At 52.9% G+C, this 17199-nt stretch carries 18 protein-coding genes and 1 other RNA gene; 5 read left to right on the top strand and 14 right to left on the bottom strand.

Features of this window, described 5'->3' with window-relative positions:
* Positions 1-4: 4 nt before the first annotated feature.
* The 3 genes from MXMO3_RS07275 to miaA are packed head-to-tail and all read right to left on the bottom strand — an operon-like array spanning position 5 to position 2527.
* Entirely contained in the window at positions 5-1201 is a 1197-nt protein-coding gene (locus MXMO3_RS07275; RefSeq protein ID WP_117395431.1) for an MDR family MFS transporter, read from the bottom strand.
* A gap of 55 nt (positions 1202-1256) precedes the next feature.
* Positions 1257-1634, bottom strand: coding sequence for a tautomerase family protein (locus tag MXMO3_RS07270; RefSeq protein WP_117395430.1), 378 nt, complete (start codon positions 1632-1634; stop codon positions 1257-1259).
* 11 nt (positions 1635-1645) lie between these two features.
* Entirely contained in the window at positions 1646-2527 is an 882-nt protein-coding gene (miaA, locus tag MXMO3_RS07265) for a tRNA (adenosine(37)-N6)-dimethylallyltransferase MiaA (protein WP_117395429.1), read from the bottom strand.
* 32 nt (positions 2528-2559) lie between these two features.
* On the opposite strand from miaA, the gene serB reads away from it, so the two are divergent.
* Entirely contained in the window at positions 2560-3432 is an 873-nt protein-coding gene (gene serB / locus MXMO3_RS07260; RefSeq protein ID WP_027834418.1) for a phosphoserine phosphatase SerB, read from the top strand.
* 2 nt (positions 3433-3434) lie between these two features.
* On the opposite strand, the gene MXMO3_RS07255 is transcribed toward serB, so the two are convergent.
* From MXMO3_RS07255 to MXMO3_RS07215, 9 genes are all read right to left on the bottom strand, one after another.
* Entirely contained in the window at positions 3435-4886 is a 1452-nt protein-coding gene (locus MXMO3_RS07255) for a Do family serine endopeptidase (RefSeq protein ID WP_205468096.1), read from the bottom strand.
* A gap of 41 nt (positions 4887-4927) precedes the next feature.
* The gene (locus MXMO3_RS07250; RefSeq protein ID WP_027834420.1) at positions 4928-5116 is read right to left on the bottom strand and encodes a DUF2065 domain-containing protein; all 189 of its coding nucleotides are present in this window, start codon (positions 5114-5116) and stop codon (positions 4928-4930) included.
* The gene (hflC, locus tag MXMO3_RS07245) at positions 5116-6087 is read right to left on the bottom strand and encodes a protease modulator HflC (RefSeq protein WP_117395428.1); all 972 of its coding nucleotides are present in this window, start codon (positions 6085-6087) and stop codon (positions 5116-5118) included. The genes MXMO3_RS07250 and hflC overlap by 1 nt, the downstream gene beginning before the upstream one ends.
* A 2-nt stretch (positions 6088-6089) precedes the next feature.
* Positions 6090-7160: an FtsH protease activity modulator HflK gene (gene hflK / locus MXMO3_RS07240; protein WP_027834422.1), complete on the bottom strand. Its 1071-nt coding sequence runs from the start codon at positions 7158-7160 to the stop codon at positions 6090-6092.
* Between the two features lie 79 nt (positions 7161-7239).
* Entirely contained in the window at positions 7240-7761 is a 522-nt protein-coding gene (locus MXMO3_RS07235) for a dihydrofolate reductase (protein ID WP_027834423.1), read from the bottom strand.
* The gene (locus MXMO3_RS07230; RefSeq protein WP_117395427.1) at positions 7762-8091 is read right to left on the bottom strand and encodes a nucleoside triphosphate pyrophosphohydrolase family protein; all 330 of its coding nucleotides are present in this window, start codon (positions 8089-8091) and stop codon (positions 7762-7764) included.
* On the bottom strand, positions 8088-8882 hold the full coding sequence (locus MXMO3_RS07225; RefSeq protein ID WP_117395426.1) for a thymidylate synthase: 795 nt from the start codon (positions 8880-8882) through the stop codon (positions 8088-8090). Before MXMO3_RS07225 ends, MXMO3_RS07230 begins: the two co-directional genes overlap by 4 nt.
* Positions 8883-8957: 75 nt before the next feature.
* Entirely contained in the window at positions 8958-9419 is a 462-nt protein-coding gene (locus MXMO3_RS07220; RefSeq protein WP_036221641.1) for a YHS domain-containing (seleno)protein, read from the bottom strand.
* A 139-nt stretch (positions 9420-9558) separates the two neighbouring features.
* Entirely contained in the window at positions 9559-9876 is a 318-nt protein-coding gene (locus MXMO3_RS07215; RefSeq protein WP_027834427.1) for a DUF2853 family protein, read from the bottom strand.
* A gap of 106 nt (positions 9877-9982) precedes the next feature.
* Between MXMO3_RS07215 and ssrA the strand changes: the two genes are divergently transcribed.
* The 3 genes from ssrA (at position 9983) to MXMO3_RS07200 (ending at position 11226) form a co-directional block, all read left to right on the top strand.
* Positions 9983-10343, top strand: a transfer-messenger RNA (tmRNA) gene (gene ssrA / locus MXMO3_RS07210).
* A gap of 110 nt (positions 10344-10453) precedes the next feature.
* Positions 10454-10984 (top strand): SspB family protein, encoded by a 531-nt coding sequence (locus MXMO3_RS07205; RefSeq protein ID WP_027834428.1) that lies wholly within the window; start codon positions 10454-10456, stop codon positions 10982-10984.
* Between the two features lie 11 nt (positions 10985-10995).
* On the top strand, positions 10996-11226 hold the full coding sequence (locus MXMO3_RS07200; protein WP_117395425.1) for a ribbon-helix-helix domain-containing protein: 231 nt from the start codon (positions 10996-10998) through the stop codon (positions 11224-11226).
* 4 nt (positions 11227-11230) lie between these two features.
* Here MXMO3_RS07200 and MXMO3_RS07195 read toward each other — a convergent pair whose 3' ends face one another.
* Positions 11231-14896, bottom strand: a complete 3666-nt coding sequence (locus tag MXMO3_RS07195; protein WP_117395424.1) for an AsmA family protein — start codon at positions 14894-14896, stop codon at positions 11231-11233.
* 201 nt (positions 14897-15097) lie between these two features.
* On the opposite strand from MXMO3_RS07195, the gene MXMO3_RS07190 reads away from it, so the two are divergent.
* Entirely contained in the window at positions 15098-16735 is a 1638-nt protein-coding gene (locus MXMO3_RS07190; RefSeq protein WP_117395423.1) for a chloride channel protein, read from the top strand.
* Here the strand turns inward: MXMO3_RS07190 and MXMO3_RS07185 are convergent.
* Positions 16732-17175 carry a VOC family protein gene (locus tag MXMO3_RS07185; RefSeq protein ID WP_117395422.1) on the bottom strand — a complete coding sequence of 148 codons (444 nt, stop codon included), beginning with the start codon at positions 17173-17175 and terminating at the stop codon, positions 16732-16734. The genes MXMO3_RS07190 and MXMO3_RS07185 overlap by 4 nt on opposite strands.
* Positions 17176-17199: the final 24 nt, after the last annotated feature.

The raw sequence follows: 17199 nt of genomic DNA, 5'->3' as shown, positions 1-17199 counted from the left end.
CAGCCTAGTTCTTTTGTGTGCGACGCAAAATTCCCAATCCCGACACGCAAATCAGCGCGAGCGCGGCAACGCTGGGCCACAAGACCGCAAGTCCAAACTGATCGATAAACCAGCCGCTGAGCGCGGGCGCTGCCCCGAAGCCGAAGCCAATTGTCAGCCCTATTGAACCCGAAAGACGCCCGCGCATATTGCGGGGGCTTTCATTGGCAATGTGGGTATTGGTGTTGGTGACCGACAACACTTCCCCAACTGTAAAGACAATCGCACACATGATCAGCAGCAGATAATGATTAGCCACGCCGAGAAACCCGAAGCCGATCGCATAAAATAGACCAGCCATCATCAAATTGGACAAGGTGCGATTCAGATTGGTCACCCGCGCTATGATCGGCGTTGCCACCAGAACGGTGATGGCGGTGACCATCAGCAGCCAGCCATAAAACTTTGCGCCGTCCGCACCAAATGTCTCCTCCATTTGCAACGGTAGCGCCACGGTAAGCTGTCCATATACGATATTGATGCCAAGCATCAGCGCCGCAAAGAACAGCAAATCTGGCCGCGTCACCAAAAAGCGCCAAACCGAACCTTCTACCGGCCGTTCTTTCTCAACCTCTTCTTGTTCGCCATGGTCAAACTTGCCGGGCAAAAACAGGATCACCACGATCAACGCCAATATCGTGGTGGCAGCGTCCCCCCAAAACATGAACCGAAAATAATCGGCAAACAAAAGCCCGCCAATTGCCGGGCCCACCGCATACCCAATATTGAAGCCATAATAGCTGACCGAATAAACAATCTTGCGGTTTTTCGCGGTCGAAAAATTGGCCTGCCACGCCTGCATTGCGGGGATCATGATGCCATTGGCAAAGTTGATCAGAAACAAAAAGCCGATCAACAGGATGGTCTCTGCAAAGAAGCCTGCGCAAATGGTGATGATGACTTCGAGCGCGATGGCCGTCACATAAATCGGCTTTGGGTCAAACCGATCTGTCAGCCAACCGCCCAAGATTTGCGCCGGAAAATGCGCGGCAAACACGCCATAAATGATGAGACCTGTGTGCGTGGCCGAAAAGCCCAGCTTTTGCGAGAGCATCAGCGCCATAAAGGGGAAGACGAACGCCCCGGCCGCAATAACAAAATTGGCAAAGCCGAAGATCAGCGCAGGACGCGGGATGGACCGAAACTGATTGATCAATTGCATTAAAATCACTTCCGGCCCATCACTGAGCCTCAATATGGTGTCTCGCTACGGATAGCTATTTATAAACAGCGCCATCGTCATAGATGCGTCCCTTGCCCACCTGATGGTAGGTCACAAAGACATTGCCGCCCAAACCAAGGCCCTCACCCAGCGACTGACCTGCCGCCTGCAGCGTTGCCTCAATGGTCGCCTCGTCTTTACCCTTCAGGCATAAAAGCTCCGCAACAGGGGGATGCGTATGGGTTGGCTGACGGACCGCGCCGCCCTGGCCACCCACCACATAATGGTCGGGTGCGATTTCTTGCCATGTCGCTGAAACATACTCGACCGGACAGCCATAGGCGTCAGCAATGGCAATGCAGGTTTTGCGCAAAACTTCAGGCACATTGACCTGTGTGGATTGCGGCAAGGCTTTGACATGAAGTAAGGGCATTTTATCCTCCTTTATGCAAATGGATCGATCCAGTGCCAATCTTTCATCCGGGTGCGAAACCATGTGCGTTGACGCTTGGCATATTGGCGCGTGGCCGTCACCGCCTTTTCAGTGGCTTCGTCCAGGCTCATTTCGCCCCGCAGCACCGCAGAAAGTTCGGGCACTCCAATCGCGCGCATGGCCGGCAGGCTTGGATCAAGGTTAAGCGCCAGTAGCGCTTTCACCTCTTCCATCGCAGGCCCATCCATCATCATTGAAAATCGCTTCGCAATGCGCGCGCGCAGCAAGTCCCGTTCCGGATTCAGCACTGTTTTTTCAAGTGACCAGCCCTCAAGCAAACTTGGGGCATTGTCATCATCCTGCCAATCAGCTAGAGAGCGGTTTGTGGCCTCCATCACCGAGATGGCCCGCGCCACCCGCTGCGGATCAGGCGCTTGCAACCGCGCTGCCATTTTCGGATCTTTGGCGGCGATAAAGGCGGCCCGTTCGGCCTCTCCCATCGGTTGAATCACTGCTTCAACTTCTTGAATCACTTCTTGAGGTATTTCCGGTATCTGGGCGAATCCATTTATCAAGGCATCAAAATAAAGCCCTGTGCCACCAACGAAAATCAACATACGCCCCGAAGCAGCCGCGTCGTCCACAAGTGGGGCCACATCGTTCAACCATCCGCCAGTGGAATAGCGCTGCGCCGGACTGACATGGCCAAACAATTTATGCTCTGCTTGGGCCAGTTCATCCGCTGATGGCCTTGCTGTCAACGCATTTAGAACGTCATATACCTGCATGGAATCGGTGTTGATGATCAACGCCCCCTCAGGCTTTGCACGCTCGATGGCATATGCCGTCTTGCCGCTGGCCGTTGGACCCGCTATCAACAATGCGCGTTGCATATTCACCTCATCAACCAATCGCAGGAACTTAGATGTCCGTTTTAGTGCTTTCCACCGACCCCGCCAACCCCGATCTCGACCCAAAGACTGTCGAGCTGGTTAAAAACGACATTGGCGGGCAGCTAAACTGGCTACACCAAGAGGTGGCATGCGAGATAGGTGACTTCAAGGCCAAGGATGCGCTGGAAACAGCCATTGATGCATTTGCCGATAAGCGCGTCGACGTAAACTTGGTGGATGACCCAAAACGCCGCAAGCAATTGCTGATCGCGGATATGGACAGCACCATGATCAATGAAGAATGCATTGATGAGTTGGGCGACGCTTTAGGCATCAAACAAGAAATTGCGGAAATCACAGAACGCGCCATGCGGGGCGAATTGGATTTTGAAGCGGCACTTGATGCCCGCGTCAAATTGCTCAAAGGCTTGCCCCTCGCCAAAATCAAAGAGGTACGGCGCGAGCAGATTTCCTATGCCCCCGGTGGCCGCGTTTTGGTGCAAACCATGCGCGCCTATGGCGCTTACACCGCCTTGGTTTCAGGCGGCTTCACCTTGTTTGCCGATTATTTTGCCAAGCGCATCGGCTTTGATGAAGCAACTGCGAATGTGCTGGATTTTGAAGATGAGATTTTGACAGGCACAGTGGCTCGCCCAATTGTGGGGCAAGACACAAAGCTGGAAAAGCTCAACAGCCTCGCCAAATCCCATGAACTGGACATCAGCCAAACCATGGCCGTCGGCGACGGGGCGAATGATTTGAAAATGATCAAAGCCGCGGGCATGGGCGTGGCCATCCACGCCAAACCAGTTGTGGCGGCAGAAGCGAAATATCGCTTCAATCATTCCGACCTCACCGGCTTGCTCTATTTGCAAGGCTATCCGGACGAAGATTTCGTCCGCTAGGCCTATTTATTGAGCCGAATGGCCACAAACCGACGGTTGCCGACCGGATCAGCGATCTTCAGCAAAATCACCTCGCGGCCAGTTTCGATGGCCGTGCCCAGCAAGGCGCGCAGCTCTGCGGCTGAATAAATCGGCTGTTGATTGACTTCCACAATGCGGTGACCTGCGCGGATGCCCTTTTCCTCAGCATCACTTTGCGGCAAGGATTTTACGATCAACACGCCATCAACGTCCTGATCCAACCCAAACGTCTCGCGATTTTCCGACGTCAAATCTTCAAACTCAAAGCCGAGCATTTCGCTCAACCCTTCAGGCGGCGGATCAAGTGGAATATCCTCCAAGCCATCCAGCGGGTTTTCTTGCGCCAACAGCCCCAATTCAATCTCGAACACTTGCACTTTGCCGCGGCGCTCAACTTCAACGCGCACCCGCTTGCCCACATCGGTCTCCGCCACAAAACGAGGCAGATCGCGCATACGCTCGATCGCACGGCCATCAAATTTCAAGATTAAATCGCCCTCTTTCAATGTGCCGAATGACGGTCCATCCGGATTAACCGAAAGCACCAAAGCGCCATCCGTATTGGGGCGACCAAGGCTCAACGCAATATCTTCAGATACATCCTGAATGCCGATGCCCAACCAGCCGCGCCGTGTCTCACCAAACTCAATAAGCTGTGAAATCACGGGCTTCGCCAAATTGATGGGAATGGAAAAGCCAATCCCTAGTGACCCACCAGTACGCGAGATAATCGCCGTGTTGATGCCAATCACTTCGCCATCAACGTTGAAGAGCGGTCCACCAGAATTACCCTGATTAATCGCCGCATCAGTCTGAATGAAATTATCGTACGGCCCGGAATTGATATCGCGATTGCGGGCGGACACGATGCCCGCGCTGATCGAGCCACCAAGGCCGAACGGGTTGCCGATGGCCATCACCCAATCGCCAATATCCGCCGCGTCTGAATCGCCGAACCGCACATTGGGCAAACGGCGTTTGGACTCGACCTTCAGCACGGCAATGTCTGTTTTTTGATCAACACCAAGAATACGCGCCCGCAAACGTGACCCGTCGATAAACGAAGCCCAAATCTCGGTCGCGCCTTCAATAACGTGATAGTTGGTAACGATGGTCCCGTCCCCATCGATCACAAAGCCGGAACCGAGCGAGCGGCTTTCCAACGGCTCCTGATGTTCAAAATCAGGTTCTTGAAACCGCTCAAACAAATCCTGTAACGGCGAATTGTCCGGCAGCTCGGGAAACTCGAACCCCAACTGACGCTGCGCCATGCGGGTGGTGGATATGTTCACCACCGCGGGCTGCAACTCTTTCACCAATGGCGCGAAGGAGACCGGCCCTTGAGCCGTGGCAAAAAAGGGAACAAAGGCCATAAAAAAAACAGCTAACGCCATAGACGCCGCTGTTCTCAGCTTAAATTCAAATGCACGCATTTGGCCCCTCCCTGCCGAATTATGCGGTGCCCGCGGATCAACTAACCCGCGCGCAACCAAAACACCACAATAAAGCCAATGATGGCTGTTGTAAGCCCGATCACACGAATTTGTGCTTCAGGTGTGGCCAACATTAACGCAATGGCGCGTTTCATTTGCTGTGGAAAGGCTGCATAAAGCAGCCCTTCCAAGCACATAGCCAATGCCAACGCAATGAAAAGATCTTTCATTACTGATCCGAAGGCTGGCCTTCAGCTGGCGCGCTTGTAGATTCTTCTACAGGCACAGTTTGCGCAGGTGCCGATGCATCAGGCACATTCTCAAATTCTCCAACACTATCAGAGCTGAAATATTGGAAGAATTCAGAATTCGGGCTCAGAACCATGGTTGTGCCATTGTCCTCAAGCGCGAGCCTATATGACTGCATTGAACGATAGAATTCAAAGAACTCAGGATCCTGGTTAAACGCTTCAGCGAAGATATTGTTACGCTCCGCTTCGCCTTCACCGCGCAAGATGTCGGCATCACGCTGAGCAGTCGCCACAATTTCAACAGCTTGACGGTTGGCTTGCGCCCGCAAGGTTTGAGCCAACTCTTGACCACGCGCCCGCAAGCGAGCGGCTTCAGCCAAACGTTCGGCCTTCATCCGGTCAAAGGTCTGTTGAGAAACCTCAGTGGTCAAATCCGTACGCGTAATGCGCACATCCACCACTTCAATACCGATTTCCTCAGTTTCAGTCCGGATCAAAGCTGCCGCTTCGCGCATCATTGATGTCCGCTCTTCTGACAAGGCATCTTCGAAACGGCGCAAACCATATACCCGACGCAATGCAGATTCGAGGCGGGTATCAATCCGCTGTTCAGCAGTTGCAATTGAACCAAATACAGCTTCACGGAACTTCTGCGCATCAACAATCTGATAGATGATAAACGCATCAACTTCATAGAATTTGCCGCCAGAAACCTGCACACGAATATCTTCCAATTCATAACGCATTTTGCGGTCTTCGATGATTTGAACCGATTCAACAATGTCTGTTGGCAGTTTGAAATTAATGCCTGGCTCTTGCACCACGCGTGTAATTTCACCAAACCGCAACACGATCGCTTGCTGACGCTCATTGATTACGAAAATCGACGAGAAGAACAAATAAATTGCCACAATCGCGACGACGATAGAAATAATTGCACGATTACCCATGATTAATTCCCCGTGTTCGTGTTGCGACGCGCCTGAACTTCAGGCAACGGCAAGTAAGGGACAACACCCGATCCGCCTTCAAGAATGATCTTGTCGGACTTGGACAGAACGCTTTCCATGGTTTCAAGGAACAACCGTTTACGGGTCACGCCTGGTGCCTTGGCATATTCTTCATAAACAGAGGTAAAGCGAGCTGCTTCACCTTGTGCTTGCTTCACCACGCGGTCTTTATAAGCAGCGGCTTCTTCACGCAATTGCGCAGCTTCACCACGGGCTTGACCCAAACGGGTGTTTGAATATTGGCGAGCTTCCTCTTGGAAACGGTCTTCATCCTGTTCTGCACGCTGCACTTCATCAAAAGCGTCAGCCACATCGGTTGGCGGAGCCGCATCCTCAATGGATACGCCATTGATGTTTATACCGGCGCCGTATGAATCGAGAATTTCCTGGATGATCTGCTCAACCTCAACGGCGATTTCCGCACGTTTGTCCCGGAACACGTCTTGCGCTGGGCGTCGACCGACAACCTCACGCATCGCGCTTTCCGCCGCCCGGCGCAACACGCCATCAGGGTCAGCAACGTTAAACAAATAGTCAGAAGGGTTTGAAATCCGCCATAGAACAGAGAAACCAACATCAACGATGTTTTGGTCACCTGTCAGCATCAAGCCTTCAGAAAGCTGGTTTGAACGTGAGCTGCTCACCGAACCAATACGTGTTTGGTTTTGGGTGGTTGTCACGATCTCAACAGTTTCAACGGGCCAGAAATGGAAGTGCAAACCTGATTGCGAAAATTCTTGTTTGGGCTCACCAAACAACAGTTCAACGCCAACTTCCTGCGCTTCAACCTGATAGATGCTTTGATAAAGCCAAAACACGACAATAAACACCAAAATCGCCAGAATGCCCAAACGGCCCCCCGGAATTCCGCCCTTAAACTGTTCGCGGCTTTGCTTGAACAGGTCCTCAATATTTGGACCGCTAGGACGACGTGGCCCACCGCCACCGCCTCCCGAACCGCCGCTTGGCCCCTGTCCCCAAGGTCCACCGCTGTTATTTTCATTCCAAGGCATTTGTTACCCTTCAGTTTGCATAGATTTGTGTCTCAACTATATAGGAAACCTATAGCTTTCAATCAATCGCTGCACCAAATTAGTTTTGGCGCTCATATGTTGCGATATAATAGCTTTGTGTGTCCCGTTCATGCGGCTCAAAAGCTGGGCGATCCACTTCAACCCAACTCTTGTCGATCTTTGGAAAAACCGTGTCGCCTTCCGGCGCTGAATCGATGTGCGTAATATAGAGGCGATCTGCACGATCAATTGTGGCCTCATAGATTTCGCCACCGCCAATGATCATCACTTCATCAACCTTATCAGCCGCTGCGATCTGTTTCGCGTGATCAATTGCCGCATCAATATCATTGATCACCAAAACCCCTTCGGGTTGATACCCTTCTCGCCGCGTCACCACAATGTTGGTGCGACCGGGCAACGGACGCCCCACGGTTTCATATTGTTTGCGCCCCATCACCATGGGCTTCCCCATGGTTGTCGCCTTGAAAAACTGAAAATCTGACGGCAAATACCACGGCATATCCCCATCAATACCAATAATGTGGTTTTTGGGAACGGCCGCAATCAAAGCGATTTTGATTTCATCTGGCGTTGTCATTTAGTTTTCTTCCTGCGGTAAATACTTAAACCATTTTCGAGCCAATGCCGCCTCGATGTCGATCTGATTGTGCTGCGCAAAGAGCAATATTTGCGCAAAAACATCGGCCAGCTCGTCTGACAATGCTGTCTGCACCTTATCCCTTGTGTGCGTCGCGTCAAACCGGCCTCTGTTAGTCATACGCAAATACTCTGCGTTTAGCTCACCCAATTCTTCGCCAATTTTAATCAAATACCAGTCATCATCACGCTCAATGCTGCAGCGCTGCGCGTAGGTGTCTGATACTTCGGCAACTTTTTTTGTTAACTCAGCGAGTGATTTTCCGCTCATACCGCAATGGGCGCTTTGATCGTCGGGTATGGGTCGTACCCTTCAAAGCCGAAATCTTCATAAGCAAAGTCAAAGATTGATGTGCGTTCTTCATTGATCAGCAATTTTGGCAAGGGACGCGGCGCACGCGTAAGCTGCAAACGCACCTGATCAAAATGGTTGTGATAAATATGGGCATCGCCAAAGGAATGCACAAATTCACCAACTTGCAGCCCCGTCACCTGCGCCACCATGTGCGTGAGCAATGAATAGGAAGCAATGTTAAAAGGCACGCCCAAAAATATGTCAGCCGACCGCTGATAAAGCTGGCAGGACAATTTACCCTCGGCCACAAAAAACTGGAACAGGCAATGACAAGGTGGCAACGCCATATTGTCCACTTCTGCCGGGTTCCACGCCGTCACAATATGCCGCCGCGAGTTGGGATTGTTTTTGATGCCGTCGATCAGCTTGGTGATCTGATCAATGCTTTCGCCATTGGGGGCAGGCCATGAACGCCATTGCGAACCATATACTGGCCCCAAATCGCCATTTTCATCGGCCCATTCATCCCAAATGCGCACTTTGTTATCTTGCAAATATTTGATGTTGGTCTCACCCATCAAAAACCACAAAAGCTCATGAATGATTGAGCGCAAATGAAGTTTTTTGGTGGTCACCAGCGGAAAACCTTTCTCAAGGTCAAACCGCATTTGGTAGCCAAACACACCACGTGTACCGGTCCCCGTACGGTCGCCCCGGTCCACACCATTTTCCATCACATGCGTGAGTAAGTCTAAATAAGCTTGCATGGGCGCAAATATAGGCGATTCTCTTGGTGATGTACGCCAAAATCGCCGCTTTTGCCCAACCGATGGGCGCTAAACCTATTTGCTCAGGCCCGGCCAATTGGCGTTGGCCGCTTTGATATAGCCCGGAATGTCCTGAAACCACATCTGCTGCACTTGCTTGTTAAAGTTCAAATAAAGCTTGCCATCTTCAATGTGCCACGCCTCGGGGTCGCCTTTGGCCAAATAGCCTTTCGCGGCGGCAAAGGCACAATGGCCACCATATTGCGGCGCATATTTTTCCGGATTGGCTTCAAACATGGCTTTGTTTTCCGCACTCGAAAAGCGCCACGTCGCGCCTTGATAGTCCAATGTGATGCCTGCATCACCCTTCACGGCCTCACCCTGGGTGAAATAGGCCACCGCGTCGTAGCCGCCAACAGCGGTGCCCGGCACAAGGCCAGTAAAGATTTTTGCGGTGGAGGACTGCGCCAACGCTGGGCAAACCGCTAAAAAACTTACGCCCACAAGGCTCAAACCTAAAAACTGACGACGATCCATTATGCTTTATCCCTTACACCTTGATGTCACCATTTGAATTTAGAAGCCGGTCGCATCACAAGCCAATCACAAAAAGGCGAGAAAAAACGCCGCCCCAAATCAATGAGGCGGCGCCATAAACATCAAATGAGCAGACCTATTAGGCAAATACACTCAATTTGCCGGTTTTCTTGGCGCACAGATAATAAAATGTCAGGCGCTCTTTCATGCGATCAGCCTTCATTTCCTCGGCCACTTCGGCAATCACCGCGTCCAATTTGTCGTCGCTGTCCGTAAGGCCCAACTTCTTCTTCAAAAAGTTTTCACGCACTGTTTTCAACTCATCCGGATCAGATGTTGCGACAAAGGCACTATCGCGCTTTGACAAAACCAGGCGATAGGTTTTCGCCATATTGTCAACAATGCTCGCATCAGCGCCTGCATCATATTTTTGGATTTCTTCTAGGTGTTTGCTCATAGGTCGTTCCTCTCTTGAACCAATTGCCGCAAATTCGAGCCCCCCGGCTGAATATCAAAACATTTCCACAGCTTAACCCAACTGTAAAGTCTGTTTACACTTTTCGCCCCTTTGCAATCCGCAAAAAAGCACCTATATAGGAGGTGCTGGCAACAGCTATGGCGATAAATGGAAATCGGAATAAACCATTCGGACCCGGGGGCGGTACCCGGCGCCTCCACCAAATATCGGATCGGCTTTTGATAAGTCGCTGATTATGGGGGCGAAATAGGATCGACGAGGGTGTAAAGGGTTATCTTTCGCTCGGCATGGTACCACCGTATCGGACCATTATGATAGTTGCAAATGACAACATCGCTGAGGCACGTCTAGCTGCGTAATGCGGTTCGACACCTCGAATTAAAGCCCTTTTCCTCTAGCAAGGACTAGGCGGGGTTCGCAGGCACCTGGCAACAGAAGCCTGCACTTTATTGCCTCAATTATTTCTTAGATGAAGGTTTCATCCCCTTGCATTTCATGGCAAATTAAGTCTGTTATGCAGCTCTAGAGATTCTCGACAGCAAAAAGGTGCGCCCAAATGGCAGAAGACCTCATTCGTTACGATATTTTGGCTCAAGAAGCGTTGCGCGGGGTGGTCCGTAAAGTGCTGAACGAAGTAGCCAAAACGGGGTTGCCAGGCGAACATCACTTCTTCATCTCATTCGTAACCACCGCACCAGGCGTGCGCATTTCCCAGCGTTTGCTGGATCAGTACAAAAATGAAATGACCATTGTGCTGCAAAACCAATATTGGGACCTCAAAACCCATGAAACTGGTTTTGAAGTTGGCTTGTCGTTTGATGGCCAGCCAGAAATTTTGGTTGTCCCCTATTCCGCCATTAAGGGCTTTTTCGATCCTTCCGTGCAGTTTGGACTGCAATTCGACGTGATGGACGAGAACGGCGAAAGCCAAGAAGACCTTGAAGATCTACCCGCCACTCAGTTGGCCGCAGATAATGGCGACAAAGGCGAAGCTGCTGCGGAGAACGAAGCCCCCTCTGAAGATAAGGGCGAAGAAGAAGAAGGCGAAAACGTTGTTAGCCTTGATTCTTTCCGCAAGAAACCCTAGCCAACCCTTTGATGAAAAAGCGCTCTATCACCATTGCCGGCCACCGCACCAGCGTTGCGCTTGAGCCAGAGTTTTGGACGCTCATTGAAAAAATGGCCAAAGAACAAAACCTGTCCTTGGCCGACTTTATCGCCAGCATTGACCAATCCCGCGTCGAAACCAATTTGGCTTCCGCACTGCGCCTCAGCGTTCTGGATTGGTTGCAGCAAAAGCAAACTGGTCCTGACTCGTCAGACGTTTGACGATCTACTCCAGCCCGTCTGTCAAATCCAGCGGTGCCTGCTCTTCAAGATATAGCGCGTTGGGATCAAAATAGATCGGCTCCCCTGTGTCCGGGTCATATGCGATTGGCTCGTCCACATTGAGTTCGAGTGGCGGTACATCCGTATTTTGCTGTTGCTCCTGCTGTCGCGCTGCTTCCTCTGCCGCGCGTCGTTCAGCCTCAGCTTGTGCCTTCGCCGCCTCTTCTTTGGCCAGACGGGCAGCTTGTTCCGCCATGCGCCGCTGCTGCTCTTCCGCTTGCGCCCGAGAGCGGGCCTCCTGCTCAGCCCGCAACCGCTCCAGCTCCTCAACTTCGAGTTCAAACGCGCGCATTTGGATCGCGTCGGCCATGGGGCCGACATCCACATCCACAATCGGGGCAAACAAATTCCCCGCCACACGATAGGCAATCTGGGCAGCATTTTCGCTCAGCACGCTGCCATCACCAAACGCTTGTGTGGGGGTCAGCATCCAATCCCCCGACAATCCGAATTGCGAAAGATCAAGCGTCAAATCACCAAACAATCGCGCCCGTGCATCTTCCACGGAGAAATTCCGCAGCAACATCTTGCCACTGGCCACCGTGAACAGGCCTTCCGCCTCAGGCACGTCTATGCGCCCTTGCGCCAAATCCGTATCGATTTGCGCTTTAAACGCTTCCGGCGATAAATCTGTCAAATTGTCCATGGCACCAATTTTGGCAAAGATTTCGCTGTTCACCCCTTCGATCGCAAAGTCGACAACTGAAAAACTGCCTTCACCACCAAGGCCCGTGATCATCTGTGCAAAATCGCCACCGCGCGTGGAAAAGCGACCCGCGCCATCAATAAAGCCCGACAAGGTGTTGGATGCAGGGCCGACCAACACATCACTCAACGCCACACCATCCAGCCGGAAGCGGCCGTTCAACTGCTTTTGTGCTTCGCTGCCATAGCAGCAAATGGTCACGTCCAGCCCGACTTCACCTTCCCCCCGCGCGCCCAAAAGGTTGCGAATGCGGTTTTCATTGGCGGTCCAGCTCAAATCGAAACTCACCCCCGTGAGGAACGGACGATCCCCCGCCATAATCAAAGGGGTATCAATGTCAATTCGACCTCGGTGCTTGCGCCCATTCGCAGCAATATTAAACGGACCATCTGGCCAAATCTGCGCCCCGCTATTGAGCATTGCGGTGGGGCCGCCCAGATATTCAGCCAACCCATCAACACTAAGGCGTGAGACACGCAAGCCGCCTGAATAAACAGCGCTTTCACCCAAGCGGCTCATGCTGAGTTGACCCGTCACATCCTCATCTGCCGCCCGCACCTTAATGTCCGTCAGCTCATATTTTTCCTGTCCGGTGAATTTGAGCGTTGCGCTGCCCTTCAGATCGGGCAGGAAGAGACCATTCAGCCCCACAAGTGTGGAGAACCCTTCCATATCGCTCACTTCGCCCTGCAGACTGCCTCGGCCACGAAGGTTGGACAGATCAGACACGATCAGAGAGCCTTTATAGCCCAACTCCGTGCTGCCGGCCTCATAGCCAATTTCAGCTTCAATTGAATTGGACAAAGTGCCCTGATATTCGAAAGAAAGCTGCGCCGGTGTGCTTTGCTCAAAATCGCCGCCGTCCAATTGCAACCCGTCAAAAAGAGCCGCCCCGTGGCGCGCAGAAATAAACACGGCCCCAACCGATGGCGCCGTCGCCGCGTTGAAAATGCCTTCGCCAAAATCAAACGCAGCATCCAATTTCAAATCCGCATTCACGGCCTCAACTGAGATCTTTTGCGCTTGGTTTTGCGGCGCCATCAACTCAACTTCATATCGGGCTGGCCGGTTGGTCGTAAGGATATCGACGAGTTTTGGGTGCATTCCCCCCGGCCAAAACGCAGCCCAACGGGACACATCTGCGCTGGGTTGCACATCCAACCGCGCGGTGCCAGACAATTGCGGCTTCTCTAAAGTGCCTGCCAAGATGCCTGACGATTGGATCGACACGCCCGCTACATCGTTGGCGGTGAAATCATCCACCTCAATACCCGCCTTCGACCATTTGCCGCTAAATGTTGCACCGCGCAACGGCATCTCATCAAACACCAATTGGTCGGCATTCACTTTAAAGCGACCAAGCGGAAACGTTTGATTGAATTTTTGATCGCTGCCCACTTCAGGCAAAAATGCCAAAAGCCGTTCTGTGCTTTGCGCGCCCCATTGGCCAAAGTCCGCATTAAACACCAATCGCCGGGCCTTCTCTTCCCGCCAATCGACCACGAAGTCGAACTCGTCATCATCCAACCTGAATTTTTCGGCTGCAATATTGACCCCGCTGGAAGACAGGCGCAAACGGCCATTGCCTTGCGCCGTGGCACCAAAGAGCGGATTATCATCGGTGAAGCTGCGCCAGCCGCGCGCCAAAGCGTCCAATCGCTCTGATGTAAAGGAAAAGGCCCCGTCAAAAGCCGCATGCCCTTGTGCTTCAATCAGTTCCCCCGACATAGACAAGGTGCTATCGCCCGCCAGCCGCGTGGTAAATGATTGCACCTGCCACTTGCCACCAGACAAGGCGAGATCTGCCGCTACGTCGCGCAAGGAGAAATCGCCCAAGCCAAGCTCGCCAATATCCACTTGCAGATTGCCACCTGCCACATCAAATTCTGGCGGCGGTGGCAAATTGATCAACAGCTCCACCAATGCGTAAGGATCAGTTGTACGGTCGCGCAGCGCGTCCTGCGGTATAAGCGGCACCACCCCGCCTGAAATCAACGCATCAAACTGTCGCTCGGCGCCCAAGGACAATTCAGCATTGCCCACCAGCCGCGTGCCGGCGCGGTTCTCATCAGGCACCAAATTGAACTCTTCAATGGTCAGCGCCTCAGCATCCAGCGCGATCTGCGTTTTCAATGTCAGGTCGCCACGCACATCATTTTCATCGCGCCGCTGTGGCTTCACCCGCAAATCGCTTTCCCCTTCAAAGCGTGCCCGTGCGCCCCCTGTATAAAGCACGCCCTCGGCATCGAGAGAAAAGCGCCGATCAATGGGCGCAACAAAAGCGCTCAAGCGCATATTGCCCTTCGGGTTCAGCTCTGAACTGGTCAAGCGAATGGTATAATCCTGGGCCGACATGGTGCCTGTCGCCTCAAAAGCGAATGGCCCGCGCAGCCCGGCTGCACTCAAATGTCCATTGATCTGCTGCATGCGCCAGCTCTCACCCGAGCGCTGGTCAGCCAAGACAACTTCAGCGTTGCTCAACACAGCATCCTCAATCGACACATTGCCCTGCGGCACATCTTGCGGCAACTGAATGGGCATGCGCCACCCGCCGCGCTCATCCAGCGTCAGGTGAAGCTTGACCCCATCTAGATTCAGTCGCTGGACGGCATAAATATCCCGCAAAAACTCCATGAGATTGAGGTGCGCGTCGGCGCGCTCCACTTCCAAAAGCGGGGCGTTTTCATCACCAACAACAATGTCGGAGATGGTCATTTGCGGCTGAGGCAGCAAGGTGAACGACAAATCACCACGAATCGCCACATCAGTGCCCAACGCCTCAGCAGCAATGGCCTCAACGCGATCCCGATAGACATTCCAGTCGTAAAAGCGGGGCACAACAAAGGCCGCGGCCATGACCAAAATGAGCAAGATGCCGATTGCAATGTAAACGCGATTTAACACGAGCGATCCAAACCCTAAACAAAACTTGCCAAAAGGTTAAAACTTTCGGCGACCTACGTCACGCCCTCAATTCAAGATTTCCGCGCAAAAATTTGGCATTGTTGGCCAATTTCTTGGTGCAACTCTTGCCCTTACCCCAAATTAAGGCTTATCAATTAAGAACGGTTCGCAATATGTGTTGGAGGAGAGTACACCACAAAAATGGCCAAAAATGCCCGCCTGATCTACCGCGTCGTTCAAAAATGGGTGCATCCGCACATTGCAAGCTTTCAGGCCACGCAACAGCCAAAATTGTGGCTACTCGCCATTGCCGCCGGGGTCACCGGTGGCGCCGTCGCCATCCTGTTTCGCTCCGCCATTGGGGCCGTCCAATATTTGTGGATTCAAACCGCCTCTGAGCTCTATTTGGAGCGCCTGGCCGCTTTGCCCTGGTATTACGTCATTGCGGGCCCCGTTATCGGCGGTGTCATTGTCGGCATCATCATGTATTTTTGGCGACGAGATGCGCGCCCGGGTGGTGTCGCCGACGTGATCGAGGCCCGCACCCATGCTGGCAAAAAGCTATCTTTGCGCAATTCCATCGTCGCCAGCGCCATCTCAGCGATCTCCTTGGGTTTTGGGGCCAGCGCGGGCCGAGAAGGACCAGTGGTCTATTTCGCAGCCTCTGTATCAAAGTCCCTGTTTCGTTTCTTTGAACTGCCCCCCTCATCCCGGCGGATTATGCTCGGGTGCGGCGTTGCCGCCGCGATTTCGGCGTCCTTTAACGCGCCCATCGCCGGCGTGCTGTTCGCCCACGAGGTGATATTGGGCCATTTCGCCATGTCCGCCTTTGTGCCGATTGTGATCGCCTCTGTGATCGCGTCCACAATGTCCCGCGCCTGGTTCGGCGACAACCCGGCCTTTTTGGTGCCAGATTTTCAAATCACATCCTATTGGGAGATCCCCGCCTTCGCACTTTTAGGGCTTACCTGCGCTGCCGTAGCCATTGCCTTTCAAACGTCATTGATCGGCACCGATTGGGTGGCCCGCCACTTCCGCGTTCGCGATTATTTTCGCCCGGCAATTGGCGGTTTTCTGGTTGGCATTATCGCCTTGGGATTCCCGCAAGTGTTAGGCGTTGGCTATGAGGCCACAAACGCGGCTCTCACCAATCAGATGGGCCTTTGGACCATGCTGACGCTAATCATTGCGAAAACCGCGGCGACCGCCATCACGCTGGCATCCCGCTTTGGCGGCGGCATCTTCTCGCCTGCCCTTTATCTCGGCGCGATGACTGGCGGTGCCTTTGGCCTTATGGCCGCCAGCGTATTCCCGGAGCTCGCCTCATCCGAGGCGCTTTATTCCATCATCGGCATGGGCGCTGTGGCCGCTGCCGTGCTGGGGGCGCCCATCTCCACCACAGTGATGATCTTTGAGCTGACAGGCGGCTTCGCCTTCTCCATCGCGCTTTTGTTTGCCGTGTCCATTGCTACCGGCCTCACTCAGGCCGTGATGGGCCGCTCCTTCTTTTACTGGCAGCTCTACACGCGCGGCATCATGCTGGAAGAAGGGCCGCACGCCCATTTCGTCAAATATTATCGGGTGCGCGATTTTATGTCGCCCTATGTCAAAAATGAGGATGAGCCGCCCTTTGACATTCTGTCGGGCAAACCATGGCTCAAAACCGGCGATACGTTGGAAACGGCGCTGCGCGCCTTTGATGCGGCCGATGAATCGCGCTTGCCCGTGATGGATGGATCGGGCAAACGCATGAAGCAAGTGGGGTGGGTCACCCACGTCAAGGCGCTCGCCAGCTTCAACAAAGCGCTGGTCGAACAAAGCCGAGAAGAACACCTTTAAGGCGCGGTCCCCTCACCTTGGGGCAAAGCAGACGGATCATATTGCGCTGCAAACTCTGCACTCGGCGGAATGGGCTGAATCACATCAATCATGATGCCATTTGGATCAGCCGTTATGAAATGCCGCTGTCCAAACTCTTCGCTTTTAATATCCAGCAATAACGGCAAACCTGCGCCCTTCAACCGCTCATATTGGGCGTCCACATCCTCCACTTCAAAATTGAGAATGAGCCCCTGCGTTTTCGCCTGCGCCGCTTTGGGCACGGTCGGATGATTATATTGCAGAACCGCAATATTGCTTGTCTCAACAAGTTCGGATTGCAAATGCACATACCAGTCGCTCTCAAAGCGCGGCACAAACCCAAAATGCTGCGTGAAGAACGCCACCGTTTGCGCCACATCTTCCACCATGATCACCGGATAATAGGAAGTTGTTTTCATCTCTTTTCTCCCAATCGAAAATAA

It is taken from the genome of Maritalea myrionectae, from assembly GCF_003433515.1.
In the GTDB taxonomy this organism is placed as follows: domain Bacteria; phylum Pseudomonadota; class Alphaproteobacteria; order Rhizobiales; family Devosiaceae; genus Maritalea; species Maritalea myrionectae.
The sequence above is the reverse complement of the archived record's forward strand: the minus strand, read 5'-3'. Positions and strand labels throughout refer to the sequence as shown.